This window comes from Azospirillum lipoferum 4B (genome assembly GCF_000283655.1).
In the GTDB taxonomy this organism is placed as follows: domain Bacteria; phylum Pseudomonadota; class Alphaproteobacteria; order Azospirillales; family Azospirillaceae; genus Azospirillum; species Azospirillum lipoferum_C.
Genome location: NC_016622.1, coordinates 2,917,390 through 2,942,500 on the forward strand (window position 1 = coordinate 2,917,390; position 25,111 = coordinate 2,942,500).

General features: G+C 68.6%; 25 protein-coding genes (1 of these 25 cut by a window edge). 8 read left to right on the forward strand and 17 right to left on the reverse strand.

The annotated features are described in order from the left end of the window. Positions 1–117: 117 nt before the first annotated feature. Together AZOLI_RS13610 and AZOLI_RS13615 are read left to right on the forward strand one after the other, a co-directional pair. Positions 118–675: a NifU family protein gene (locus AZOLI_RS13610; RefSeq protein ID WP_044550979.1), complete on the forward strand. Its 558-nt coding sequence runs from the start codon at positions 118–120 to the stop codon at positions 673–675. Between the two features lie 239 nt (positions 676–914). Then, the gene (locus AZOLI_RS13615) at positions 915–1,799 is read left to right on the forward strand and encodes a DUF1848 domain-containing protein (RefSeq protein WP_014249248.1); all 885 of its coding nucleotides are present in this window, start codon (positions 915–917) and stop codon (positions 1,797–1,799) included. A 110-nt stretch (positions 1,800–1,909) separates the two neighbouring features. On the opposite strand, the gene AZOLI_RS13620 is transcribed toward AZOLI_RS13615, so the two are convergent. The 4 genes from AZOLI_RS13620 to AZOLI_RS13635 form a co-directional block, all read right to left on the reverse strand. Then, a complete protein-coding gene (locus AZOLI_RS13620) occupies positions 1,910–2,275 on the reverse strand; it encodes a response regulator (RefSeq protein WP_014249249.1) in 366 nt (121 codons plus the stop codon). A 158-nt stretch (positions 2,276–2,433) separates the two neighbouring features. Next, positions 2,434–3,057 (reverse strand): nucleotide exchange factor GrpE, encoded by a 624-nt coding sequence (gene grpE, locus AZOLI_RS13625; protein WP_014249250.1) that lies wholly within the window; start codon positions 3,055–3,057, stop codon positions 2,434–2,436. Between the two features lie 57 nt (positions 3,058–3,114). Further along, complete coding sequence (gene hrcA, locus AZOLI_RS13630; protein WP_014249251.1) at positions 3,115–4,155, reverse strand: heat-inducible transcriptional repressor HrcA; 1,041 nt, start codon at positions 4,153–4,155, stop codon at positions 3,115–3,117. Positions 4,156–4,307: 152 nt separating this feature from the next. Beyond that, the gene (locus AZOLI_RS13635; protein ID WP_014249252.1) at positions 4,308–5,054 is read right to left on the reverse strand and encodes a creatininase family protein; all 747 of its coding nucleotides are present in this window, start codon (positions 5,052–5,054) and stop codon (positions 4,308–4,310) included. A 210-nt stretch (positions 5,055–5,264) separates the two neighbouring features. Between AZOLI_RS13635 and AZOLI_RS13640 the strand changes: the two genes are divergently transcribed. Further along, positions 5,265–6,797: a YifB family Mg chelatase-like AAA ATPase gene (locus tag AZOLI_RS13640; protein ID WP_044550982.1), complete on the forward strand. Its 1,533-nt coding sequence runs from the start codon at positions 5,265–5,267 to the stop codon at positions 6,795–6,797. A 143-nt stretch (positions 6,798–6,940) separates the two neighbouring features. Here AZOLI_RS13640 and AZOLI_RS13645 read toward each other — a convergent pair whose 3' ends face one another. After that, the gene (locus tag AZOLI_RS13645) at positions 6,941–8,479 is read right to left on the reverse strand and encodes an alpha/beta fold hydrolase (RefSeq protein WP_244442490.1); all 1,539 of its coding nucleotides are present in this window, start codon (positions 8,477–8,479) and stop codon (positions 6,941–6,943) included. 928 nt (positions 8,480–9,407) lie between these two features. On the opposite strand from AZOLI_RS13645, the gene AZOLI_RS13650 reads away from it, so the two are divergent. Beyond that, positions 9,408–9,782, forward strand: coding sequence for a MarR family winged helix-turn-helix transcriptional regulator (locus tag AZOLI_RS13650; protein WP_014249257.1), 375 nt, complete (start codon positions 9,408–9,410; stop codon positions 9,780–9,782). 9 nt (positions 9,783–9,791) lie between these two features. On the opposite strand, the gene AZOLI_RS13655 is transcribed toward AZOLI_RS13650, so the two are convergent. The 6 genes from AZOLI_RS13655 to rsmI form a co-directional block, all read right to left on the reverse strand. Continuing rightward, positions 9,792–10,448, reverse strand: coding sequence for a pyrrolidone-carboxylate peptidase (locus AZOLI_RS13655; protein WP_014249258.1), 657 nt, complete (start codon positions 10,446–10,448; stop codon positions 9,792–9,794). A gap of 27 nt (positions 10,449–10,475) precedes the next feature. After that, positions 10,476–11,474: a tryptophan--tRNA ligase gene (trpS, locus tag AZOLI_RS13660; RefSeq protein ID WP_014249259.1), complete on the reverse strand. Its 999-nt coding sequence runs from the start codon at positions 11,472–11,474 to the stop codon at positions 10,476–10,478. A 171-nt stretch (positions 11,475–11,645) separates the two neighbouring features. After that, positions 11,646–12,593: a glutathione synthase gene (gene gshB / locus AZOLI_RS13665; protein WP_014249260.1), complete on the reverse strand. Its 948-nt coding sequence runs from the start codon at positions 12,591–12,593 to the stop codon at positions 11,646–11,648. Between the two features lie 29 nt (positions 12,594–12,622). Continuing rightward, a complete protein-coding gene (locus tag AZOLI_RS13670) occupies positions 12,623–13,465 on the reverse strand; it encodes a SirB1 family protein (protein WP_014249261.1) in 843 nt (280 codons plus the stop codon). Positions 13,466–13,492: 27 nt separating this feature from the next. Then, positions 13,493–13,861, reverse strand: coding sequence for a YraN family protein (locus tag AZOLI_RS13675; protein ID WP_014249262.1), 369 nt, complete (start codon positions 13,859–13,861; stop codon positions 13,493–13,495). Continuing rightward, on the reverse strand, positions 13,858–14,748 hold the full coding sequence (rsmI, locus tag AZOLI_RS13680) for a 16S rRNA (cytidine(1402)-2'-O)-methyltransferase (protein ID WP_014249263.1): 891 nt from the start codon (positions 14,746–14,748) through the stop codon (positions 13,858–13,860). The genes AZOLI_RS13675 and rsmI overlap by 4 nt, the downstream gene beginning before the upstream one ends. A gap of 104 nt (positions 14,749–14,852) precedes the next feature. Here rsmI and AZOLI_RS13685 point away from each other — a divergent pair, with 104 nt between their 5' ends. Further along, complete coding sequence (locus tag AZOLI_RS13685; RefSeq protein WP_014249264.1) at positions 14,853–16,010, forward strand: penicillin-binding protein activator; 1,158 nt, start codon at positions 14,853–14,855, stop codon at positions 16,008–16,010. 334 nt (positions 16,011–16,344) lie between these two features. On the opposite strand, the gene AZOLI_RS13690 is transcribed toward AZOLI_RS13685, so the two are convergent. From AZOLI_RS13690 to AZOLI_RS13710, 5 genes are all read right to left on the reverse strand, one after another. Next, positions 16,345–17,034 carry an ABC transporter permease gene (locus AZOLI_RS13690; protein WP_014249265.1) on the reverse strand — a complete coding sequence of 230 codons (690 nt, stop codon included), beginning with the start codon at positions 17,032–17,034 and terminating at the stop codon, positions 16,345–16,347. A gap of 4 nt (positions 17,035–17,038) precedes the next feature. Further along, the gene (locus AZOLI_RS13695) at positions 17,039–17,743 is read right to left on the reverse strand and encodes an ABC transporter permease (protein WP_014249266.1); all 705 of its coding nucleotides are present in this window, start codon (positions 17,741–17,743) and stop codon (positions 17,039–17,041) included. 160 nt (positions 17,744–17,903) lie between these two features. After that, positions 17,904–18,755 (reverse strand): lysine/arginine/ornithine ABC transporter substrate-binding protein, encoded by an 852-nt coding sequence (locus tag AZOLI_RS13700; RefSeq protein ID WP_162488082.1) that lies wholly within the window; start codon positions 18,753–18,755, stop codon positions 17,904–17,906. Positions 18,756–18,841: 86 nt separating this feature from the next. Continuing rightward, positions 18,842–19,648, reverse strand: coding sequence for an ABC transporter ATP-binding protein (locus AZOLI_RS13705; RefSeq protein ID WP_014249268.1), 807 nt, complete (start codon positions 19,646–19,648; stop codon positions 18,842–18,844). 137 nt (positions 19,649–19,785) lie between these two features. Beyond that, entirely contained in the window at positions 19,786–21,477 is a 1,692-nt protein-coding gene (locus AZOLI_RS13710) for a putative transporter (protein WP_014249270.1), read from the reverse strand. A gap of 510 nt (positions 21,478–21,987) precedes the next feature. On the opposite strand from AZOLI_RS13710, the gene ccmA reads away from it, so the two are divergent. Both ccmA and ccmB read left to right on the forward strand, forming a co-directional pair. After that, positions 21,988–22,710, forward strand: a complete 723-nt coding sequence (ccmA, locus tag AZOLI_RS13715) for a heme ABC exporter ATP-binding protein CcmA (RefSeq protein WP_429725902.1) — start codon at positions 21,988–21,990, stop codon at positions 22,708–22,710. Further along, positions 22,707–23,372, forward strand: coding sequence for a heme exporter protein CcmB (gene ccmB, locus AZOLI_RS13720; protein WP_014249273.1), 666 nt, complete (start codon positions 22,707–22,709; stop codon positions 23,370–23,372). The genes ccmA and ccmB overlap by 4 nt, the downstream gene beginning before the upstream one ends. A gap of 25 nt (positions 23,373–23,397) precedes the next feature. Here ccmB and AZOLI_RS13725 read toward each other — a convergent pair whose 3' ends face one another. Next, positions 23,398–24,003, reverse strand: coding sequence for a glutathione peroxidase (locus AZOLI_RS13725; RefSeq protein WP_014249274.1), 606 nt, complete (start codon positions 24,001–24,003; stop codon positions 23,398–23,400). Positions 24,004–24,519: 516 nt separating this feature from the next. Here AZOLI_RS13725 and motA point away from each other — a divergent pair. After that, positions 24,520–25,111, forward strand: partial view of a flagellar motor stator protein MotA gene (gene motA, locus AZOLI_RS13730; protein ID WP_014249276.1) — the 5' portion only. 269 nt of this gene lie beyond the right edge of the window; 592 of the gene's 861 nt are visible here — the first part of the coding sequence; it begins with the start codon at positions 24,520–24,522; the stop codon falls past the right edge of the window.

Below are 25,111 nucleotides of genomic sequence, written 5' to 3' on the forward strand. Positions count from 1 at the left end.
CACACATCCCGGGTCCTTGATCCGCCCTGCGTTTCGGCCCAGATTTCCTCCAATCGTGCCGCGGCCCAATCCCGGGCGCGCCGGCGGTTCCATTCCGCCGCGATGGAGGACCAGACCATGTTCATTCAGACCGAGCAGACGCCCAACCCGGCGACTCTCAAGTTCCTGCCGGGGCGTGACGTGCTCGGACGCGGCACCGCCGACTTCACCAGCCGCGAGGATGCCGCCCGTTCACCGCTCGCCCAGCGCCTGTTCGAGATCGAGGGGATCGTCGGCGTGTTCCTGGGTGCCGACTTCATCACCATCACCAAGACCGACGCGCGCGACTGGTTCCTGCTGAAGCCGTCGATCCTCGGCGTCATCATGGAGCATTTCACCGCCGACCGCCCGGTCCTGCTGGATGACGGCGGCGACGGCCATGCCGCGGCGTCGAATGCCGACGACGAGGAGATCGTCGAGCAGATCAAGGAACTGCTGGACACCCGCGTTCGCCCGTCGGTCGCCCAGGACGGCGGCGACATCACCTTCCAGGGCTTCGAGAAGGGCGTGGTCTATCTGGCGATGAAGGGGGCCTGCTCCGGCTGCCCCAGCTCCACCGCCACGCTGAAGCACGGCATCGAGAACATGCTGCGCCACTACATCCCCGAAGTGGTCGAAGTCCGCGCCGTTCAGTAAGGCAATCGGGTGAAGCCCCTCTCCCTTGATGGGAGAGGGGTTGGGGTGAGGGTGGCACCGGCAGAATTGCCGGGCGGAAGTTTGCCTCCGCCGCTTTTGCTGGCCAAGCCGCACCCCTCACCCCAACCCCTCTCCCGCAAGGGGAGAGGGGCTTCTTCTTGTCCAGTGAACTTTAGGCAACCAGCCGTTGATGCCGGTCTGCCCTTGATGCGGCGGGCCGGCATTCCCATGCTGGCACCATGATCGTCTCCGCCAGCTACAAGACCGACATTCCCGCCTTCTACGGGCGCTGGTTCCTGAACCGCCTGGACGCCGGTTACTGCCGGATGGTCAATCCCTATGGCGGCCAGACCTACCGCATCGACCTGACCCGGCCGGCGGTCGACGGCTTCATCTTCTGGACCAAGAATCTGGGACCGTTCCTCGGCGCGCTCGACAGCGTGGCGGAGCGCGGCTTCCCCTTCGTCGTGCAGTACAGCATCACCGGCCTGCCGACGGCGCTGGAGCGTTCGGTTCCCGCCTGGGAGACGGCAGTCGGCCATATGGCGCTTGTGCGCGAGCGCTGGGGGGCGCGGGCTGCGGTCTGGCGCTACGACCCCATCGTGCTGACCGAGGCCACGCCGCCGGACCGGCACCGCGAAACCTTCGCCGCCATCGCCCGCTCGCTGCGCGGGGTGACCGACGAGGTGGTGGTGTCCTTCCTGCAGCCCTACCGCAAGACCGCCCGCAACCTCGCCGCTGCCGGCATCGGCTGGCGCGACCCGGAGGCGGAGGAGAAACGCGCGCTGCTGACGGATTTGGCCGGCATCGCGGCGGGGGAGGGGATGGCGCTGACGCTTTGCACCCAGCCGGAACTGGCGGACACGCCCGGCACGGCGCCGGCCCGCTGCGTCGATGCGGTGCGGTTGTCGGACGTGGCCGGCTATGCCGTGCCCGCGCGGGAGAAGGGCAACCGCCCCGGCTGCCTGTGCGCCGAAAGCCGCGACATCGGCGATTATGACAGCTGTCCGCACGGTTGCGTCTACTGCTATGCCGTTGCCGACCGTGGAACGGCGCAGCGGCGGTTCGCCGCGCATGACCCGGAGGGGGAGTTTCTGGTGGCGCGGCGGATGCCCCCTCCCTAACCCTCCCCCGCTTCGCGGGAGAGGGGACTGCCGCCGCACTTTTGCAAAGTTTCTGCCCCCTCCACCGCGAAGCGGGGGAGGGATGGGGAGGGGGCAATGTGCTCGAGGACTTACGGACAAACCTTCCGCACCGTCTCCACCAGCTTTTCCGGATTGAAGGGCTTCACCAGCCAGCCGGTGGCGCCGGCTTCGCGGCCGGCGGTCTTCTTGGCGGGGTCGGCTTCGGTGGTCAGCAGCAGCACCGGGGTGGCGCGATTGAGGGCCGAGGCACGGATGGCGCGGGTCAGGGCCAGCCCGTCAAGGCCCGGCATGTTCAGGTCGGTGATGATGCAGTCGAACTTGCGCTGGCTGATCAGCGCCAGTCCGGCAGTGCCGTCCGATGCCTCCGCCACCTCATAGCCGGCGCCTTTCAGCGTGAAGCCGACCATGTCGCGGATGGTCTTGGAATCGTCGACGGTCAGGACGCTCTTGGGCATGGAATGCGGCTCCGGTTGCTCGGCCGAATGGATCGTCCGGAAGGCCTAGGCAATTTCCCGTCGACCGTCAACCGCTGCTGTCCCCTATTCCGAACAACGCCGAATCCCCGGCCCGGCGGCATCGCCGCTGAACCGGAGATTTGGCAAAGACACTATGATTACGCCTTCGTATCGACGTGCTGCCCGCCGGCGTCACCGCCCTTGGCGACGCCGACCATCGCCTCGCGCAGCAGGCGGCCATGGATGGTGTAGCCGGGCTGCAGCACCTGGACGACGGTGCCGGCGGCCTTGCCGGTGTTCTCGATCTCGAACATCACCTGATGGAAGTTCGGGTCGAAAGGCTCGCCGGCCGGGTCCAGCTTCTTGATGCCGGCGCGGTCGAAGGCGGCGAACAGCTGGCGCTCGGTCGCCTCGACGCCGACGGCGAGGCCCTTCAGCATCTCGTCCTGCTCGCGGCCCTCGGCCGGGACGGCGTCCAGCGCGCGGCGCAGGTTGTCGGCGACCGACACCAGTTCCTTGGCGAAGCTGGACACGGCGAACTTGCTGGCGTCCTCGCGGTCGCGCTGGGCACGGCGGCGGGTGTTCTCCGTCTCCGCCATGGCGCGCAGAAGCTGATCCTTCAGGCTGGCGACCTCCGCCTCCAGCTTGGCGACGCGGTCCTCGGGCGAACCGGCATCGGCACCATTGGTGCCACCGTTTGCGGCGGCCGTGTTGGCGGTCTCGGCGGTGGCCTCGGTCGGCTCCACGGTGGCGTCGGCGGGCTTGTTCTGCTCTTCGCTCATGGTTTTCTCAATTCTTGCTTGGTCAGTATGGCGGGGAGTGAGGCGAGGTGAAAGCGGTCAGCCGATCAGCCGGCTGACCACCTTGGCGGTGTAATCCACCAGCGGAATGATGCGGGCGTAGTTGATGCGGGTCGGGCCGATGACGCCGATGGCGCCGATCACCTGCTCGCGGCTGTTCTGGAAGGGGGAGATGATCATCGAACAGCCGGAGTGGTTGAACAGCACGTTCTCCGCCCCGATGAAGATCTGCACGCCGTCGCCGCGGCCGGTGGCGTCCAGCATGCGCAGCATGGTCTCCTTGGTCTCCAGCGCCTCGAACAGGGCGCGCACGCGCTCCAGGTCCGACAGGGCGGTGACGTCCTCCAGCAGGCGGGACTGGCCGCGGACGATCAGCTGGCCGGCATTCGACCCGCCGCTGCCGGCCCAGGTGGCCAGCCCTGCGGAAACCACCTTGCGCGACAGCTCGTCCAGCTGGGTCTTCTGCTGTTCGATCTCCTGCAGCACCTCCTGCCGGGCTTCGTCCAACGTGCGGCCGGCGAGCTTGGCGCTGAGGAAGTTCGACACCGTCTGCAGGGTGGAGGTCGGGACCCCCATCGGCACCTCGATCACCCGGTTCTCGACCAGACCGTCCTCGTTGACCAGGACGACCAGGGCGCGGCCGGGGCCGAGCGACACGAATTCGATGTGCTTCAACGGCCGGTCGGTCTTGGGCGCCACCACCAGCCCGGCGCAGTGCGACAGGCCGGACAGCATGGTCGACGCCTCGCCCAGCACGTCGGCGAAGGCCCGGCCGGAGGCGGCGCATTTCGCTTCGATCGAGGCACGCTCGTCCTCGGTCAGCGACCCGATCTCCAGCAGGCCGTCGACGAACATGCGCAGGCCGGCGTCGGTCGGGATGCGGCCGGCGGAGGTGTGCGGGGCGTAGAGCAGCCCCTGCTCCTCCAGGTCGGCCATCACGTTGCGGATGGTCGCGGGCGACAAGGCCATGCCAAGCCGCCGCGAGATGGTGCGCGAGCCGACCGGCTCGCCGGACGCCACATAGGCGTCGACGATCAGTCGGAAGACTTCGCGTGATCGCTGGTTCAGCTCGTTGATCATGGACGTCTGGCGGTCTTTATCTGGGCCGTCGTTTCGCATTCGGTCGACGTGGATCGGAAATCCCGCCGACCGGTCCGAATTTAGGCAGGTCCAACCGCCGAATCAACGTGCGGGGCGAAGAAGCCCCGCTCACCTGCGACCGTAGGCCGCCGTCACTGTTCCGTCAGGAAGGCATGGTACTGGGCGCTGATGGCGCCGACCGCCGCCTCGTACAGCTGGCGGCCGTGCTCGGGGCGGGCAAGGCCGGGGGCGGAGCCGATACGGCCGTCCGGGTAGCGGCGGCGGAAGTCGCGGGCGTCGTGGAACCCGCCGGCCGGCGCCTGTTCCGGCTCCAGCGCCACGGTCTTGATCGAGTCGGGATAGGCGTATTGGGTGACCGACACCTCGCTGGGGGTGGCGTGCGAGCCTTCCTTGCCCTGGTACAGCTCGCGCGATAGCCGGCCGACCTCGCCATTCTCCCACCAGTTCACCAGGGCGCAGCGCAGGTCCGGCGCGTCGCGGCCGCGCAGCGCCCGGTTCTCCGCATGGATCTCGTAGAAGGCGGCGCGGACGGTGGCGATGTTGCCGCCATGGCCGTTGACGAAGAAGAAGCGCTCGAACCCGTGTTCGACCAGCGAGCCGACATAGTCGCGCAGCACCGCGATCAGCGTCGACGGCTTCAGCGTCATCGAGCCGGGGAATTCCATGTGGTGGACGGCCATGCCGACCGGGATCGTCGGGCCTACAAGTGCGCCGGTGGCGTCGCCGACCCCCTTCGCGATGAACTCGGCGCAGATGGCGTCGGTGCCGACCAGCCCGTTCGGCCCGTGCTGCTCGGTCGAGCCGATCGGCATGATGATGCCCTTGGAGGTCTTCAGATAGGCCTCGACCTCGGCCCAGGTGCTCAGGTGAAGCTGCACGGTGGCGGATCCTTTTCGACGATGCGTGCCGGGAATGGGTTTGCCCTCATGTTAGGCGGCCGGCCGGCCGCGACAACCGTTCCCTGCGCCGGGCGGGCATGCCCGGACCACGCCGGCCGGCCGAACTCATCCCGCGCTGGCGCAATGATGTTGCGGTGACTACAATCGCGTGCATTCTGCCCGAACGGGCGTCTCTTCCGGGGTGTGGTGGTGGTAGCGCGCGTCAACACGGTGGCGTTCCAGGGCATCGAGGTGCTGGGGATCGACGTCCAGGTCCAGATGTCCGGCGGCCTCGTCGCCTTCACCGTCGTCGGCCTGCCCGACAAGGCGGTGGGCGAAAGCCGGGAGCGGGTGCGCGCCGCCCTGCACGCGCTGGGGCTGGCACTGCCGGCGAAGCGCATCACCGTCAACCTCGCCCCCGCCGACGTGCTGAAGGAGGGCAGCCATTTCGACCTGCCCATCGCGCTCGGCCTGCTGACGGTGATGGGGGTGCTGCCGGATGCAGAGATCGCCCGCTATGTCGCGCTGGGCGAGCTGGCGCTGGACGGCGCCCTGACCCCGGTGGCCGGCGTTCTGCCCGCCGCCATCGACGCGCTGGCCAACGACCGCGGGCTGATCTGCCCGGCGGCGTCCGGCGGGGAGGCGGCCTGGGCCGGTCCCGATCTTGACGTGCTGGCGCCGGCCAACCTGCTGGCCCTCATCAACCATTTCAAGGGCACCCAGGTGCTGACCCCGCCCAAGCCGCGCATGCAGGAACAGGACGCGCCGCCGCCCGACCTGCGCGACGTGAAGGGCAACGAGACCGCCAAGCGCGCGCTGGAGGTTGCCGCCGCCGGCTCGCACAACCTGCTGATGGTCGGTCCGCCCGGTTCCGGCAAGTCGATGCTGGCCGCCCGCCTGCCCGGCCTGCTGCCGCCGCTCGACCCGGCGGAGGCGCTGGAGGTGTCGATGATCCACAGCGTCGGCGGGCTGCTGGAGGAGGGGCGGCTGCTGCGCCAGCGCCCCTACCGCGCGCCGCACCAGTCGGCCAGCCTGCCGGCGCTGGTCGGCGGCGGCACGCGGGCCAAGCCGGGGGAGATTTCGCTGGCGCACCAGGGCGTTCTGTTCCTCGACGAATTGCCGGAGTTCCCGCGTGCGCTGCTGGAGGCGTTGCGTCAACCGCTGGAGACCGGCAAGGCGGTGGTCAGCCGTGCCAACCACCATGTGACCTATCCGGCGCGCGTGCAGCTTGTGGCGGCGATGAACCCCTGCCGCTGCGGCCATCTCGACGATGCCTCGCTCGCCTGCGCCCGCGCGCCGAAATGCGCCGCCGATTATCAGTCGAAGATCAGCGGGCCGCTGTTCGACCGCATCGACCTGCATATCGACGTGCCGGCGGTCAGCCCCGCCGACCTCAGCCTGCCGCCCCCGGCGGAGGGCAGCGCCGACATCGCCGCCCGCGTCGCCGTCGCCCGCGCCATCCAGGCGGAACGCTATGGCGGCTTCGGTCCTTACCCGGCCGGACGGGCGGTGCGCACGAACGCCGAGGCTGACGGGGAGCTGCTGGAGAAGGTCGCCTCCCCCGACGCCCCCGGCCGCGCCCTGCTGACCGAGGCGGCGGAGCGGCTGAAGCTGTCGGCCCGCGGCTATCACCGGGTGATGCGGGTGGGGCGGACGCTGGCCGACCTGGACGGGGTGGAGGGGGTGAGGCGCCGCCACATCGCCGAGGCGCTGAGCTACCGGCGGATCGCGCCGGGGCGGTGAGGTCCTGGCACTGATGCCCCCTCCCTAACCCTCCCCCACCTTCGGTGGGAGAGGGAACTGCCGCTTGCTGTCCCTCCACCGCCAAAGGCGGGGGAGGGAGGGACCCGCGAAGCGGGAGGGAGGGGGCATCTGTCGCGCGCCCTTCACGGCCGTTCGAACACCGGCGGCTTGGTCGCTCCCGGACAGACGGTGGCAGGCACCGCCTCCTGCTCGATGAAGGTCACGGCGGCGGCCATGGCGCAATCCTCGCTGGAGGTCACGATGTGGCTGGCGGCGCGGAAGACCAGATGGCGGCTCTTGGGCAGGGTGGCGGCGGCGCGGTCGCCCCATTCCGGCGGGGTGACCGGATCATAGGCGCCGGACAGCAGCAGGACCGGCACCGGGCTGGCGACCGGCAGCCGTTCGGCCGGTTCCTGGTGGCCGGCGGGCCACAGGCGGCAGACGCGCTGGCCGGGATCGTCGGCGGCGACGAGGCCATAGGGCGCATAGCGGCGGGCGCCGTCGGCGCGCTTCAGCGGATCGGCGCTGTTGACCGACTCGCGGCATTCGGTGGAGAAGGCCAGCCCGTCCGCCACTTCGGGATCGCCCAGCCAGTTGATCGGCGCCCATTCCGCCAGAGCCGCATAGTGGCCGCGGGCGGCGCGGTCGATGATGGTCGGCACGAGGGGGACCGCCTCGCTGATCGCCACTGCTTCCAGCCCGGCGGCAATCGCCACCCCGCCGGTCAGCCGCAGGGCGCGGCGCGTCTCGTGGTCGCCGACGACGATGTCGACCGGGTTGCGGTCCAGCCGCTCCACCAGGTCGAGGAAGCGCTTTTCCAGATCGGGGAAGGCCGACCGGCAGCTGCGGTTGGCGGCGCAATCGTCGAACAGCCGGCGGTAGGTCCGCTGGGCCAGCCAGGCGGCGTCCTCCTGCGCGTTGACGTCGGGCGGATAGACGCTGTCGAAGACGGCGGCGCGCACGCGGCTTCCCTGCCGCCGCAGGATCTCCAGCCCGACACGCGTGCCGTAGGACACCGCGAACAGGTTGACCCGCTGGGCGCCCAGCGCGGTGGCGATGTCCAGCGCATCCTCTGCCGCGACGGGGGTGGAGAACTGGGTGCCGTCCAGTCCGGCCGCTTCCAGCCGGGCGGCGCAGGCGCTCACCGCCGCCCGTTCCGCCGTGGCCCGCTGTTCGCGCGTCTGCGGCCGGGTGCCGCGGGTGGGAGCGACGCCGTCCAGTTCGGGGCAGTCGGTGTCCGGTTCCGCCCGGCCGACGCCGCGCGGATCGAACAGAATCAGGTTGCGGGTGCGGCGGAAGGGGGCCGACAGCTCCCACCAAACCTCCATCCGCTCTTCCGTCGCCTCGCTGCTGCCGAAGGGGGAAGCGCCGGGGCCGCCCTCCAGGAACAGCACGGGGTCGGGGGCGGGCTGGCGCGCGGTGCTGAGCAGGACGGCGACCGGCAGGCGCAGGCTGCGGCTGTTGGGGCGGTCGCGCCGTTCCGGAACGGCCACCGTTCCGCACAAGGCCGCCTCGCCGTCCGGCACGGTGAACCAGCAGGGACCTGGGGTGAAGCGCGCCTCCGCCGCCGCCGGCCCGCTCCACAGCGCCGCCATCGTCGCGACGGCCATCGCCAGAACCGCCCGCAGCGTCAGGGCGGAGCGCACCGCTGTCGGCCATACGGGGTGGAGGGCGGTCAACACGAATGGACGATCCGGAACCGATGGATAGGGAGCCGATGGACGGAGTACCGCCGAAGGCGATTGCAGACGGCATTTGTTTGACCGACCAGCCCCCCGCTTGTCCAGCGGCGCCCGCCGCCATCGCGCCCGCCGGTGAAACCGCGCGCGGGCGGTGCCGATTTGCCACAGGCTTGCGGCAATGGTCACGCCGCTCCCGGACGAACGGGCCGGTTGGCCGACGGACAGGTTGACGGAACACATCCGACTACGGAACTATTTCGCCTTCAGAGGCCGCCGGTGTTCGGGGCCTCCCAGGCAAAGGAGCAGTTCATGCCGACCTTGTGGACGGCGATGCGCAGCCGCTGGCTCGATTCCGGAGCATCTTCCGGACCGGGCCGACTGTGCGATCACCTGCGGCGCGACATCGGATTGACGGACGGCGGGGAGCCCCCGTCCGGCGGCCGGCCTCCGCCTTTTCACATCCGCGATCGGAACCTATCGGACGCGCGGACATTTTTGACCTTGCAACCGTATCGCTGAGCGGCGATACCGGATCCGCCGGTCTCTCACGCCGGCATCACTCAACCTCTGGAGAGCATCGATGAAAGCCATCGTAACCACCGCCTGGACTCGCCGATCGGGCGATCCGGCCGCCACCGCCGCCAATTGGGCCGCCAATCATGCCCAGCCGGCCCGACTTCTTCCCGCAGCCTTCGAACGTGAATTCCGGATATCGAGAGGATCCCATGTGTGTCTTTCTGGGTTTTTGCGGTCACCGTCTCTTCGTTGAACACGCCCGCTGGGCATCGCCGGCCGGGTCCTTCGACCTGCGGCGTGAAAACGGGGAAGTCATCCTATGGCTTGGACGCCTGAACATCATCTACACACCGGCCCGTTGGGGACCACCCTCCCGCGCTGCATAGCGCGCGGCGCCGCGGAGACCTGCTGAATGCCGGCCCGCGTTCGTCATGACGAGGTCCTTACCGTCGTCCAGGTGCTTGAGGCGTTCCGCAAGCTCGACCCCGACCTGCCCATCCAGTATGCGCTGAGTTTCATGACCATCGCGCAGAGCGAAGGCATCTCCATCGGCGAACTGGCGGAACGCCTGGGCATCGCCCAATCCTCCGCGTCGCGCAACGTCGCGGCGCTCAGCCGCTGGCACAGCTTCGGCAAGGCCGGCCTCGATCTGGTGCAGGCGCAGGAAGACCCGCGCGAGCGCCGCCGCAAGATCGTCACCCTGACCGACAAGGGCCGAGAGTTCCTGGACGCGCTGCGCGCCATCGTGAACCCGCCCGACCAGCGCCGCCCCGCCAGAACGGCCTGATTACCGCCTTCAGGCGATCCCGTTCAGCGCCGTGCGCAGCATCCCCACCAGCGTGCGCACCGCCAGTTCCTGCCGCTCCAGGCTCAGGCCGCCGAAGCGGCGCAGCGTTGCCGCGCGTTCAGGCAGCGGCGGCATGTGGAAGAAGCCATAGGGGATATCCAGGCCGGCGCTCTCAATGACGTGGCGCGCCCGGTAGAACAGATGGTTGCCGAGGAAGCCGCCGGAGAAATCGCCGAAGGTCACCGGCAGCCCGGCCATCGACAATTCCCGCATCACCCGCGGCACTGGCAGGGTGCTGCCATAGGCGGTCGGCCCGTCGTGCACGATGTCGGCGTGTTCGCGCACCGTGCCGGCGGCGTCCGGCAGCGGGCTTTCGTCGCGGTTCCAGGCCAGACGTTCCAGCCGGATGTAATCGCTCGTTTCCAGATAGGCGAAGCCGAGCGCCGCCAGCGGCCGGTGTTCGGCCAGCAGCTCGGCGAAGGCTTCGCCGCAGGCGTCATAGAGAGGGGGCAGGGTGGCGGTGACGACCCCAGGTTCCCCCGCCAGCCGCTCCATCAGCAGGCCGGTCGGATCGGCGGCCCAGGGATGGTCTGAATCCGGGGCCGGCTCGCCGTCCGGGGATGTCCCGAACGGCGCGAAGCCGGTGAGCAGGATGGGGGCCGTCACAGGCAGGACATCCTTACGGTCGCATCCTTACGGCCGCAGCAGGCCGATGATGTCCTTCACGTCGTTCAGGTTCTTCTCCGCGATGGCGGCGGCGCGCTCGCCGCCCTTCTTCAGCAGCCGGTCGATCTCCGCCTTGTCGGCCAGCAGTTCCTTCATGCGGGTGGTGATCGGCGCCAGCTTGTCCACCGACAGGTCGACCAGCGACTTCTTGAAGTCGGAGAACTGGGATCCTGCGAACTGCGCCAGAACCTGTTCGCGCGACTGGCTGGCCAGCGCGCCATAGATGGTGACGAGGTTGTCGGCCTCGGGACGGGCTTCAAGCTCGGTCACGGTTTCCGGCAGCGGCTCCGGATCGGTCTTGGCCTTGCGGATCTTCTGCGCGATGGTGTCGGCGTCGTCGGTCATGTTGATGCGCGAATATTCGGACTCGTCCGACTTCGACATCTTCTTCTTGCCGTCGCGCAGGCTCATCACCCGCGTCGCCTCGCCCAGGATCTGCGGCTCGGGCAGCGGGAAGAACTCGGTCTCATAACGGCGGTTGAAGGCGCCGGCGATGTCGCGCGCCAGTTCCAGATGCTGCTTCTGGTCCTCGCCCACCGGCACATGGGTGGCCTTGTACAGCAGGATGTCGGCGGCCATCAGGGTGGGGTAGGCGTACAGGCCCAGATTGGCCATGTCCTTCTGCTTGCCGGCCTTTTCCTTGAACTGCGTCATGCGGTTCAGCCAGCCCAGCGGCGTGTGGCAGGACAGGATCCAGCCAAGCTCGGCATGGCCCGGCACGACCGACTGGTTGAACAGGATGTTCTTGTCCGGGTCGATGCCGGCGGCGATGTAGGCCGCGGCGACCTCGCGGATGTTGTTGCGCAGGACCTCCGGGTCCTGGTCGATGGTCAGCGCGTGCAGGTCGACGACGCAGAAGATGCACTCGTAGCTGTTCTGCAGTTCCACCCAGTTGCGCAGCGCCCCCAGATAGTTGCCGAGGTGAAGCTGCCGGGTCGGCTGCATGCCGGAGAAAATGCGGTTCACGGGTGGTCTCGCTCGAAAACTCTGGGAGGCGGCAGTTATCGCCCCCTGAAGTCCGCCGGTCAAGGCGCGGCGAGCCACAGACGCGCCACACGCGCGGCGGCTTGACCCGGCTCAAGCGGGCTGGCCGGACCAGCGTCTTGCCCGGCTGCACCGCCCGCCTGATGTCTATCCTTACTTGGTCGCGCGGCGGCGCTCGATCGCATCCCACAGCAGGGCTTCCAGCTGCACGCCGTCCAGGCGGTTGATCTCCTGGATGCCGGTGGGGGAGGTGACGTTGATCTCGGTCATGTAGTCGCCGATCACGTCGATGCCGACGAAGACCAGACCCTTCTCGCGCAGCACCGGGCCGATGGCGGCGCACATCTCGCGTTCGCGCGCGGTCAGTTCGGTCTTCCGGGCGCTGCCGCCGGCATGGAAGTTGGCGCGGGCCTCGCCTTCCTGCGGCATGCGGCTGACCGCGCCCACCGGCTCGCCGTCGACCAGGATGATGCGCTTGTCGCCCTGGCGGATTTCCGGCAGGTAACGCTGCACGATCACCGGCTCGCGATAGAGCTGGGTGAACATCTCAAGCAGCGATCCGAGATTCTCGTCGTCCGGCTTCAGGTGGAAGACGCCGGCGCCGCCGTTGCCGAACAGCGGCTTGACGATGATGTCCTTGTGCTCCGCCCGGAAGTCCAGGATGGCCTGCTTGTCGCTGGTGATCAGCGTCGGCGGCATCAGGTCGGGGAACTTGGTGATGAACAGCTTTTCCGGGGCATTGCGCACCTCAGCCGGGTCATTGACCACCAGAACCTTGGGCTGCACATGCTCCAGCAAATGGGTGGAGGTGATGTAGGCCATGTCGAAGGGCGGGTCCTGCCGCAGCAGGATGACGTCCATCGTCGACAAGTCGGTCGCCACCGGCTCGCCCAGCGTGTAGTGGGCGCCGCGCTGGCGCACCACCGTCATCTCGCGCACGCGGGCGGTCAGGCGGTTGCCGGTCAGGATCAGGTCGCGCGGGTGGTAGTGGTACAGGCGATGGCCGCGCTTCTGCGCCTCCAGCGCCATCATGAAGCTGGAATCGGTGTCGATGTTGATCGACTCGATGGGGTCCATCTGGAAGGCGACGGCGAGGCTCATGACGGGTCTCCGGACCTCTGCGAACGGGGTCAGTTCAGGCGGTTCTTCAACTGCTGGATCAACGAGGCGGTCTGGTGGCGGTGATGGTCGTCGCCGGTCAGCGCCATGAAGGTCTCCAGCGCGGTGATGGCGTCCTTCAGGTTGCCGGCATGGGCCTCCAGAAGGCCGGTCTCGCGCCACAGGGCCGGCTCGTGCGGGGCGAACAGGCGCATCGCCTCCAGCACCTCCAGCGCCTTCGGCACGTCGTGCGCCGACAGGTGGCGCAGCTTGATGTTGTTCTGCAGGCGCAGCAGCACGTCGCGGTTCGACACCGGCTGGTAATGGCCGGGCTCCAGCTCGGCGGCGCTGCCGGCGGTGGCCTTCAGCAGGTCGCGCAGATCGACGACGCTGCGGGTCTGCCCCTCGTTGAAGGGGTCGATGATGGCGCGCGCCCCGTCCTTCTCGATGCGGACCAGGAAATGGCCGGGGAAGTTCAGCCCGACCATCGGCCAGCCCTGCGAGCGGGCGGCATGCATATAGAGGATGCCCAGCGCCACCGGCAGGCCGCGCCTGCGGTCGATCACCCGCAGCAGGTTGGCGTTCTGCAGGTCGTCGTAGGTGTCGTGGTCGCCGGAATAGCCGTGGCGCCCGCCGATCACCGCATGCAGATGGGCGATGCGCGCCTCCAGGCTGTCATTCCCCTGGTCTTCGGCCGCGACGCGGGCAGCCAGATCCTCGACGATGGCGCGGATATGGGCGCGGTAGAGGGCGAGGTCGGCGTTCGGCAGCTCCAGCGCGCCAAGCGCCAGGGCGGCTTCGGCCAGATCGATCTCGTCGTCCGGCTGGTCGCCGATGCGGCGCAGGATTTCGCGGGCTTCCGCGCGGTTGCTCAAGACTGTCGCCCCCTCAAATTCGTCCCCTCACGATCTCCAGGCATCGACCAGATGACGGGGCCAGGCCCAAGGGGTAACCAGCATCACGTCGAAGCGCAAGACATAGCCGGCATAGCGCGGATTGGCACCCAGGAAGGCATGGGCGGCACGGACCAGCCGGCCGCGCTGGCGGGCGTTCAGCGCCTCGTTGGCGGTGTCCCAGTCGCCTCTGGCCTTCACCTCGACGATGGCGATGGTCTTGCCGCGTTTGGCGACGATGTCGATTTCGCCCATCGGCGTGCGCAGGCGGCTTGCCAGGATGCGGTAGCCGCGCAGCCGAAGCGACAGGCGGCACAGCGCCTCCGCCCGGCGGCCCAGGCTTTCGGCACGCAGGCGCCGCGCATCCAGGTCGGTCATTTCGTCTTCTCCTCCCGCTGCAACTCCAGCGCGCGGGCGTAGACGGTGCGCTTGTGCTGGCCGGTGCGGGCGGCGACGTCGGCGGCGGCGTCGCGCACCGACAGGCGGGTCAGCGCCTCGCGCAGCAGGGCGTCGACGTCGGCCTCGCCGGGCGTCGCCTCCTCTCCCGGCGGGCCGATCACCAGCACGACCTCGCCGCGCGGCGGGCCGGCCTCGGCGTAATGGGCGGCCAGTTCCGGCAGGGTGCCGCGCCGCACCTCCTCGTACAGCTTGGTCAGTTCGCGGGCGACGGCGGCCTCGCGCGGGCCCAGGATGTCGGCGAGGTCTGCCAGCGACTCCGGCAGGCGCTGCGGCGATTCGAAGAAGACCAGCGTGGCCGGCACGCCCTTCAGCTCGCCTGCGGTGGCGCGGCGCGCGCTGCTCTTGTTCGGCAGGAAGCCGGCGAACAGGAAACGGTCGGTCGGCAGGCCGGACAGCACCAGCGCCACCAGCGGGGCCGAGGCGCCGGGCAGGGTGGTCACCGCCACGCCTTCCGCCACGCATTCCCGCACCAGCTTGTAGCCGGGGTCGGAGACCAGCGGCGTGCCGGCATCGGTGACCAGCGCGATGGCCTCGCCCTTTTTCATGCGCTCGATCAGGACCGGACGCATCTTTACGGCGTTGTGCTCGTGATAGGAGACGAAGGGGGTGTGGATGCCGTGGATGCCCATCAGCTTGGCGGTGACGCGCGTGTCCTCGCAGGCGATGGCGTCGGCCCGCTTCAGCGTGTCGAGCGCCCGCAGCGTGATGTCGGCGGCGTTTCCGATGGGGGTAGCGACGACATGGAGTCCGCCCGCGAGTTTACTTGGCGCGGCGAGGGGGCTACCTTGAGCGCCGCTTTGAACCATGCCTTGGGTCCCGCCTTCGGTATCGGCGGCCGTTTCAGCAGATGTGGAGATGATCGGTGGCACGCTTGGCAACAGCTTTCTCACAGGGTCTGAAACGTCACGGCGTGGCAGCCTTGCTGGTCGCCGGCCTGTTGTCGGCCTGTTCGACTGTAAGCGCGCCGCCGCGGGTGGCACAAGCGCCGCAACCGGTTCCGGCTCCGGTGGCTCCCCTGCCCGACGCGCAGAGCCCCATCAAGGTGGCGGTCCTGGTGCCGCTCAGCGGCCAGAGCGCGGCCATCGGACAGGCCATGCTGGACGCGGCGCAAATGGCGCTGTTCGACATGGCCGGCGACCAGCTGCAGCTTCTGCCGCGCGACACCAAGGGCACGCCGAGCGGTGCGGCCGACGCCGCGCGCCAGGCGCTGGCCGAAGGCGCCCGCCTGATCATCGGCCCGCTGTTCGCCGCCGATGTCGCGGCGGTGCGTCCCATTGCCCAGAATGCCGGCGTCGACGTTCTGGCCTTCACCAACGACGCTACCCAGGCCGGCAACGGCACCTATGTGCTGGGCTTCGTCCCGGCCGATCAGGTCGGCCGCGTCGCCGGCTATGCCCGCTCGCGCGGGGTGACGCGCTTCACCGTGCTGGCGCCGCGCTCCCCCTATGGCGACGCGGTGGTCAACGCCCTGCAGGCCATCGGCCCGCGGCTGGGCACCATGACCACGCAGGTCGAGCGCTATGATCCGGCCGTCACCGACCTGTCGGTCCCGGCCAAGCAGGTGGCACAGGTGACGCCGCAGCCGCAGGCGGTGATGCTGGCCGAAGGCGGGCAGCGCGCCCAGGGCATCGCCCAGGCGCTGGCGGCGAACGGTGTGCAGCCGCAGCAGGTCAAGCTGCTGGGCACCGGCCTGTGGGACGACAGTTCGCAGGGCGCTCTGGGCCAGGAGCCGGCGCTGGTCGGCGCCTGGTACGCCGCCCCGGCGCCGCAGACCCGCGCCCGCTTCGAGTCGCAGTTCGAGCAGGTCTATGGCCGCAAGCCGCCGCGCATCGCGACGCTGGCCTATGACGCGACCTCCATCGCCGCGGTGCTGACCCGCAGCGGCGGCCCGGTGCCCTTCGACCGCATGGCGATGACCAACCCGAACGGCTTCGAAGGTCTGGACGGCCTGTTCCGCCTGCGCGCCGACGGCATGGTCGAACGCGGGCTGGCGGTGATGGAGATCACGCCCACCGGATCGCGCGTGGTCGACCCGGCCCCGCCGTCGTTCGAGTTCCTGGGGCAGTGAATGACAATCCCTCTACCCGCTGGGGAGAGGGGTGGGTGAGAGTTTGTGAGTCCCGATGAGCCTCCTTCGGCCGTCATTCCCGCGAAGGCGGGAATCCAGACGCTCCAAAGGCCTAGGCTCCGATCAGCCTGGATCCCCGCCTTCGCGGGGATGACGGCCGAGAAAAGCCGATAAGAACTCACAAGCTCTGAAGGCTGAAGCGCCGCGGTCGTCTCGGGACGAGCCGCGGCGTTTTCGTATCTCAGGTAAGGATACTTGGGGATCGTCGCTGTGCGTCCCCCTCACCCTGACCCTCTCCCGGGGCGGGAGAGGGCGTTCAACGCGCTATCCTTACTTACGCCCGTGCCCGCAGGTAGGGGGTCAGGCGCCATTCGGCGAACTTGATCAGGCGGGTGGCGACGAAGTTCAGCACCAGATAGATCGCGCCGGCGACGATGAACAGCTCGAAGACCGCGAAGGTCTGGGCGATCATCCGGCGGGCGATGCCGGTGACCTCCATCAGCGTGATGGTGCTGGCGAGCGAGGTCGCCTTGACCATCAGGATCACCTCGTTGCCGTAGGCCGGCAGCATCTGGCGGATCGCCACCGGCAGGACGATGCGGCGGAAGGCCAGTGCCCGCGACATGCCGCAGGCCCGCGCCGCCTCCACCTGCCCCTGCGGCACCGACAGGATGGCGCCGCGCAGGACCTCGCTGGTGTAGGCGCCGGTGTTCAGCGTCAGCGCCAGGATGGCGCACCAGTAGGGCTCGCGCAGGAAGGGCCAGAGGATGCTCTCGCGGATGAACTCGAACTGGCCGAGCCCGTAATAGACCAGGAAGATCTGCACCAGCAGCGGCGTGCCGCGGAAGAGGAAGACATAGGCCGCGGCCAGCGTCTCCACCACGCGGTTGCCGGACAGCCGCAGCAGCGCGACGCCGAAGGCGACCAGCGCGCCCAGCGCCAGCGATCCGACGATCAGCTGCAGCGTCAGCGACAGCCCGCCGAGCATGCGGGGCAGGCTGTCCCACATCAGTTGCCAGTTCATGGCCTCAGGCCCTCCGGACGCCGCGGTTGGCGGAGATTTCGGCGCGGTTGAACAGCGCCGTCGAAACGGTGGTCAGCAGCAGGTACAGCACGGCGGCGGTCCCATAGAACAGGAAGGGCTGGCGCGTGGCGCCGGCCGCCAGATGGGTCACGCGCATCAGTTCCGCCAAGGCCGTCACCGACACCAGCGCCGTGTCCTTCAGCGTCAGCTGCCAGACATTGCCGAGGCCGGGCAGGGCGAAGCGCAGCGTCTGCGGCACCAGCACCCGGCGCAGGATCAGCCAGCGGCTCATCCCGCAGGCACGCGCCGCCTCGATCTGGCCGAAGGGGACCGACTGCACCGCACCGCGGATCACCTCCGTCGAATAGGCGCCGGAGATCAGCCCGACCGCCAGCACGCCGATGGTGAAGGCGTTCAGGTCGACCCGCCCGTCATAGCCGAAGGCGGCGGCGATGGAGGTGGCGACGCTGCTGCCACCGAAGAACAGCAGATAGATGACCAGCAGCTCGGGGATGCCGCGGACGACCGTGGTGTAGATGTCGGCCACCACGTTCAGCGCCAGGGAATGGCTGAGCTTGGCCGAGGCGCCGAGCGACCCGACGAGGATGCCGAAGGCAAAGGCCGACACGGCGACCGCGACCGTCATCGCGGTTCCCATCAGAAGCTGTCCGCCCCAGCCGTTGGGACCGAAGGAAAGGAGTTCCAGCATTGGCACGCCCGGTAAGGCCCGCCGGGCGCGGCGCGGAAGGCCGGCCGTACGGGGTCAGCTAACGGCGATCGGGGAACGAACGGCGCCCGGTTGCCGCAAAGGCCGCCGGGCGCCGTTCCGATCGGATGGACGGACCGAAGATCCGCCTTTCCTGGTCGCCTTACTTGGGGGAGATGTCGTAGCCGAAATGCTGCGTGCTCAGCTTCTTGACGGTGCCGTCCTTCAGAGCCTCGCCGATGGCCTTGTCGAACATCGCCTTCAGGTCGGCGGTGTCCTTGCGCAGGCCGACGCCCATGCCCTCGCCGATCACGCCGCCGATGAAGTTCGGACCGACGACGACCATCTTGCCCGGCGTGGCCTTCAGCACCGCCTCGACCACCGAACGGTCGCCGAACATGGCGTCGACGCGGCCGGAGTTCAGGTCGATGCCGGCATTGTCGATCTTGTCGTAGGTGCGCATGGTCACCTTCGACAGATGCTTGTCCATGAAGTCGGCCTGGATGGTCGACACCTGGACGCCGACGGACTTGCCCTTCAGCGCCTCGGCCAGCTTGTCCAGCACTGGCTTGGCCTTGGCCTGGTCGTTCAGATCGATGCGGTCGGCGCCGAGATTCAGCGACTTGGCCAGCGGCGAGCCGGTCGGCACGGCGAAGACCGACGGCTCGGTGCCGTAGGGGGCCGAGAAGTCGATGACCTTCCTGCGCTCGTCGGTGATGGTCATCGCCGACATGATGGCGTCGTACTTGCCCTGCTGCAGGGCCGGGATGATGCCGTCCCAATCCTGGGCGACGAACTCGCAAGTCACTTTCATGCGCTTGCACAGGTCGTTGGCGAGGTCGACCTCGAAGCCGATCAGCTTGCCCGAGGTATCGGTGGCGTTCCACGGAGGATAGGCGCCCTCGCTGCCGATGCGGACCGTCTTCCACTCCTTGGCGCCGGCGGCGCCCGCCGCGGCCACAGCCATCATGGCGCCCAGCGCCAGGGCCGAAACGATCTTCTTCAACGCACACACTCCTCTGTTCGGTTCGCCCGTTCTTCCGCCCTTGTCGGGGGCCGGGCTGTTTCTGACGGTCCGGTCCTGCCCTCTGCCTCTTCCCCTCACGCCGCGCCGGACAGATGGCGCGAGAGGAATTGCCGCACCCGGTCCGAGTCGGGATCGGTCAGCACCTTGTCGGGTGACCCTTCCTCCTCGATCCGCCCCTGATGCAGGAAAACCACCTTGGACGCCACTTCGCGGGCGAAGCCCATCTCGTGCGTCACCAGGATCATCGTGTTGCCTTCGTCCGCCAGCTGGCGGATGACGCGCAGCACCTCGCCCACCAGCTCGGGGTCGAGCGCCGAGGTCGGCTCGTCGAACAGCATCACCTTCGGCTGCATGGCGAGCGCCCGCGCGATGGCCGCGCGCTGCTGCTGCCCGCCGGAGAGCTGGACCGGGTAGCTGTCGGCCTTGGCCAGGATGCCGACCTTGTCCAGGAGCCCGCGGGCGCGGTCGACGGCTTCCGCCTTCGGCACGCCCAGCACATGCACCGGCGCCTCGATCACATTTTCCAGGATCGTCATGTGGGTCCAGAGGTTGAAGCTCTGGAACACCATGCCCAGGCTGGTGCGGATGCGCTCCACCTGACGGGTGTCGGCGGGGATTGTGGCGCCGCCGCGCGTCTTCTTCAGCGCGATGGCCTCGCCGCCGATGACGACGCGCCCGTCATCCGGGATCTCCAGCATGTTGATGCAGCGCAGAAGCGTGCTCTTGCCCGAGCCGGAGGAGCCGATCAGCGTGATGACGTCGCCTTCGCGCGCGGTCAGCGACACGCCCTTCAGCACCTCCAGCTCGCCGAACCGCTTGTGCAAATCCTCCACGACGACGGCGGCGGGTGCGGAGTCGCTGACAGGCGGATGGCGATGCATGCGTGGGAACCGGCAGGGTTGTGGGGGCAGGTTATGGTCTGACCATTGCGGCATAGGCTAGACCGGCGTGCAGGCGTTCCGCAACGCGGATTTCACACGCCGCGCACGTTGTGCCGCTTGTGTCCGAAAATGATGCGTCACCACAACAAAAGTACCAGGATCTGCGGCCCCAGGATGCGCAGGCACATCGCCAGCGGGTAGACCGTGGCATAGGCCAGCGCCGGAGCCTCCGACGCGACCAGCGCGTTGGCGTAGGCCAGCCCCGGCGGGTTGGTCTGGGCGCCGGCCAGCACGCCGCAGATGGTCAGGAAGTTCAGCTTCATCAGCCCGCGCGCGATCAGCCCGGTCAGCAGCAGCGGCACCAGCGTCACCAGCACGCCCCATATCATCCAGGGCCATCCGGCGCCGCTGGCCAGCGTGGCGACGAAGCGGTCGCCCGACGCGATGCCCAGCACGGCCAGGAACAGGACGATGCCGATCTCGCGCAGAGCCAGGTTGGCCGCCGGCGGCATGAACCACACCAGCGGCCCGACATGGCCGACGCGGCCCAGGATCAGCGCCACGATCAGCGGCCCGCCGGCAAGGCCCAGCCGCAGCGGCGCCGGCATCCCCGGCAGGAAGATCGGGATGGCGCCCAGCGCCGCGCCCAGCGCGATGCCCAGGAACAGTGGGATCATCTCCACCTGCTGCAGCTTGCGGGCGGAGTTGCCGAAGACCTGCCCGACGGCGGCGAGGCTTGCGGGCCGGCCGATCACCGTCAGGATGTCGCCGAACTGCAGCTTCAGCGCCTGGGTCGGCACCAGCTCCACGCCCGACCGGTTGACGCGGCTGACCACCACGTCATGGGCCTCCTGCAGGTTCAGGGCGGCGATCGACTTGCCCAGCACGCCGTTGTTGGTGACGACGATGCGCTCCCATTTCAGGTCGGTGCCCTTGGTGGTCAGCGGCCGTTCGAACTCCTGCCCCAGCAGAGCCCGTACCTGCTCCAGCTTCTGCCTCGGCCCGACCACATGCAGCACGTCGCCGAGCTTCAGGCGGGTGTCGTCATGCGGGACGCAGAGCTTGCCGTCGCACAGCAGGCGCGAGGCGACCACCCCCTGGCCGCACAGCAGGTCGATGGAGCCGAGCGCCTTGCCCGCCAGTTCCGGGTTGCGGACGGCCAGATCCATCGTCTCCAGCTTGGACACCTCGGCACGGCGGCATTCCTCGAAGCGGGCGGCCTCCGCCTCCGGGTCGATGCGGAACAGGATACGGACGGCGGCCATCGCCAGCAGGTTGCCGGCGATGCCGAACGGGTAGGTGACGGCGAAGGCAAGGCCGGGCAGGGCCATCACCGCCGCGTCGGCCCCGACTTCCGTCAGGACCTGCTGGGTGGCGGCGAGCGCCGGGGCGTTGGTCACCGCACCGGCGAACACCCCCAGCGAGGACCCCAGCGACAGCGACCCCGAGGAGACCAGCGCCGCGGTCAGCAGGATGCTGGACCCCACCATCAGCAGCGCCAGCCCGTTCAGCGCCAGCCCGGTGCGGCGCAACGCCGCAAAGAAGCCGGGGCCGACCTGGACACCGATGGTGTAGACGAACAGGATCAACCCGAAGTCGCGGATGAAGTCCATCATCTCCGGATTGAAGGCGATGCCCGCCTGCTTGGCGATGTGGCCGCCGGCGATGCCGGAGAACAGCACGCCGCCGATGCCGAGCCCGACCCCCCGGATCTTGATGTGGCCGAGCGCCACGCCGGCCGCGGACACGAGGCCGAGCATGAGGACCACCCGCGCGATCGGCGGCATGGCCTGGAGAATGTCTGCGAAGGCCGACGTGAAGGCCGACATGGGAGGACTCGCTTGCTGAACACAATCGGGCAGGGTTCCGGCAGGCCCCGGATTGGCTCCGGGTGAGCCGGGACGCTCCCCGCGGACGGGAGGCGACGGTGCCACGATGCGGTAGAACGGCGGAGTAAGGCGTTGATTCAGAACAAGCGGACGGGCTTTAGCCCTGCCGTTGCCGGAAGCCCCGCACTGCATCCCGTGCATGGGAGCGCAGCGCTGCGATGCCGCCTATCCGCTGCAGGACAACGTCCGATTGCTCGAACTCCATCCAAATTTTGCCACTTTTTCCCTATAGACCTTATCTCAAGCAACCGGCGACGCATGTCGCGCGCATCGGCGTCCCCCCTAGCGCCACCGCCGCGATGAACGGACGCAGTTCCACCGAGCATCGTCCGGCCGGACCCGGCCGGGCGCGCGGCCATCGCGAGAACCCCCTCGCGGTGGCCTTTTTCTTTGCGTGGCTCATGCCGCGGCGACGCCATTCTTGCTCCGGCTTTTCTCCCGCCCTGTGCTATAGCAGCGCCTCCCTCAACCGGAGGCGCGACCCGTCCCATGCCCGTTTTTTCCGGAACCGAGCTGACCTGCCTGCGTGGCGACCGGCTGGTCTTCACCGGGCTGGAGTTCCGCATCGCCCCCGGCGGCGCGCTGGTGCTGCTCGGCCCCAACGGCAGCGGCAAGTCCAGCCTGTTGCGGGTGATGGCCGGCCTGTTGAAGCCGCTGCGCGGCACGCTCGGCTGGGACGGTGTGTCGGTTGCCGATGATCCCGACGGCCACCGGGCGCGGGTGCAGTATGTCGGCCATCTGGACGCGGTGAAGCCGGTGCTGACGGCGGCGGAGAACCTTGCCTTCTGGGCGGCGCTGGCGGGAGCCGCCGATCCGGCCGCCAATGCGCGGGCGGCGCTCGACCGGCTGGGGGTGCCGCACATCGCCGGGGTGCCGGGCCGCTACCTGTCGGCTGGGCAGAAGCGCCGGCTCAATCTGGCGCGGCTGTTGGCCGCACCGGCGACCCTGTGGCTGCTGGACGAGCCGACCGTGGCGCTCGACCGTGCCGCCATCGCCCTGTTCGAGGGGCTGATCGCCGAACACCGCGCCGAGGGCGGCATGGTGGTGCTGTCCACCCACACCGACATCGCCACCCCCGGCGGCGAGGAACTGCATCTGGACGACTTCACCCCCTATGCCGACGATGAAGAAGGCGGCGAGGATGAGTTTCAGGAAGAGGGGGCCGCGCGATGAGCCGTTTCCTGCGCCTTGTGGCGCGCGACCTGCGGCTGGCCTTGCGCCAGGGGTCGGATGCCACCATCGCCGTCATGTTCTTTGTTTTGTGCGTGGTGCTGTTCCCTTTCGGCGTCGGGCCGGAGCCGAACATCCTCGCCCGCATCGCCGCCGGCGTGATCTGGGTGGCGGCGCTGCTCGCTTCGCTGCTGTCGCTTGAGCGGCTGTTCCAGACCGATTACGAGGACGGCTCGCTGGAGCTTCTGTCGCTGTCCTCCCTGCCGCTGGAGGCCGCGGTGCTGGCGAAGACGCTGGCCCACTGGCTGGTGACCGGCGTGCCGCTGATCGTCGCCGCCCCGCTGCTGGCCGTCCTGCTGAACATGGATGCGCAAGGCTTCGGCGTGCTGGTGCTGACCCTGACGCTGGGCACGCCGATCCTCAGCCTGATCGGCTCCATCGGCGCCGCGCTGACCCTGGGGGCGCGGCGCGGTGGCGTGCTGTTGTCTTTGCTGATCCTGCCGCTCTACATCCCGGTGCTGATCTTCGGTGCCGGCGCCATCGACGCCGCCATCAACAGCCTGACTCCGCGCCCGCACCTGCTGCTGCTTGCCGGCATCCTCGCCGCCGCCCTGCCGCTCGCTCCCTGGGCGGGTGCCGCAGCCCTGCGACAGGCCGTGGAGTAGGGGAGGGGGCCTGCGTCGACTCCCCTTAAGACTTCGGCGCCTTCTCCGGCAGCAGCTTCTCGATCGCTTCGCGCACCTTGTCCGATTCGGGGTCGGTCATGGTGGAGAACCAGGACACCAGCTTGCCGTCGGGACCGACCAGATATTTGTGGAAGTTCCAGCGCGGCTTGGCGAGGAAGCCCATCTCGTCCGACGCCCAGCGGTAGAAGGGGTGGGCGCCGTCGCCCGACACCACCGTCTTGTCCGCCATCGGGAAGTCGATCCGATAGTTGACCTCGCAAAAATCCTTGATCTGGGTCGCGCTCCCCGGCTCCTGCCCGCCGAAGTCGTCGGACGGCACGCCGACCACCACCAGCCCACGGTCGCGGTAGCTCTGCCAAAGCGCCTGCAGTCCCTTGTATTGCGGGGTGAAACCGCATTGCGACGCGGTGTTGACCACCAGGATCGCCTTGCCCGCGAACTGCGACAGCGGCAGCGGCTGCCCGTCGATGCCCTGGAAGGTGAAGCTGTAGGCGTTGGTTGCGCTGCTGGCGGCCATGGCGCTGGTGGCTCCCGTCACGGAGAAGACAGCCGCCAGGGCGGCAGGGATGGCGGCCAAGGCCACGGTGCGAAAGCGGGTTCGGACGGTCATCGGTGCGGCTCGGCGGCTGGGGGATATCGGCACTGTCGTCATCACGGTGGACGGCGACATCCTTACCTACGATGCCTTATACGTTCCCCGGCGCCTATCGGATCAAGCGGACGGCGGAAAGCATCCGTCATCCACCCATTGCATCCGGCCTGCCCCCACCGGATGGGTAGCGACACCTCCCCCCCCGAACACCAGCTTCATAGGTAAGGATGCGCGGCGGCCGGGGCGTTCCTGTCTTCCGGCTGTGACCATCCTGTACCCTTGCTGCCGTTCCGGTCACCACTCCGGTCACCTCTGGCGCCTTGCCGGGGCCCGGCCACCGGTCCGCGGGGCCTGAAAAACCTGCACCGCCAGTCCTTTCGTGACAGGACCCATCCGCACCGGTAGGATCGCCCGGCCTGTCGCGAAGGCGGTAGACCGTTCGGGTGGTTTACGGAAAGTCAATCGATCTCCGGCCTTCTGTGGGTCGGATGCATCCTGCGGTCCGTGGCGGGTAAGGGGTAGGGAGAAGACCGGATGTTCGTGATCATCGGTTTGGTCATCGTGGTGGTCAGCGTGTTCGGCGGCTACATCCTCGGCGGCGGCCACATGGGCGTGCTGTGGATGCCGTTCGAATTCATGATCATTCTCGGATCGGCCGCCGGGGCGTTCTTCATCGCCAACCCCAAATCCGTGGTCACCCACACCGGCAAGGAGCTGGGCCACCTCTTCAAGGGTCCGAAATACAAGAAGGAGGACTTCCTGGAGGTCCTCACCATGATGTACCAGGTCTTCAAGATCGCGAAGACCAAGGGCTTGCTGGCGCTGGAACAGCACATCGAAAAGCCGGAGGATTCCCCGCTTTTCCAGCAGTTTCCCAAATTCTACGGCGATCACCATGCCATCGCCTTTCTCTGCACCTATCTCCGTCTGATGTCGCTGGGCGCCGACAACCCGCACGAACTTGTCGACCTGATGGACGAGGACATCGAGACGATGCACCACGAACACCAGCGCATCGCCGACGCCATCCAGGCGGTGGCCGACGCCGTGCCGGCGCTGGGCATCGTCGCCGCGGTGCTGGGCGTGATTCACACCATGGGCTCGATCACCGAACCGCCGGAGGTGC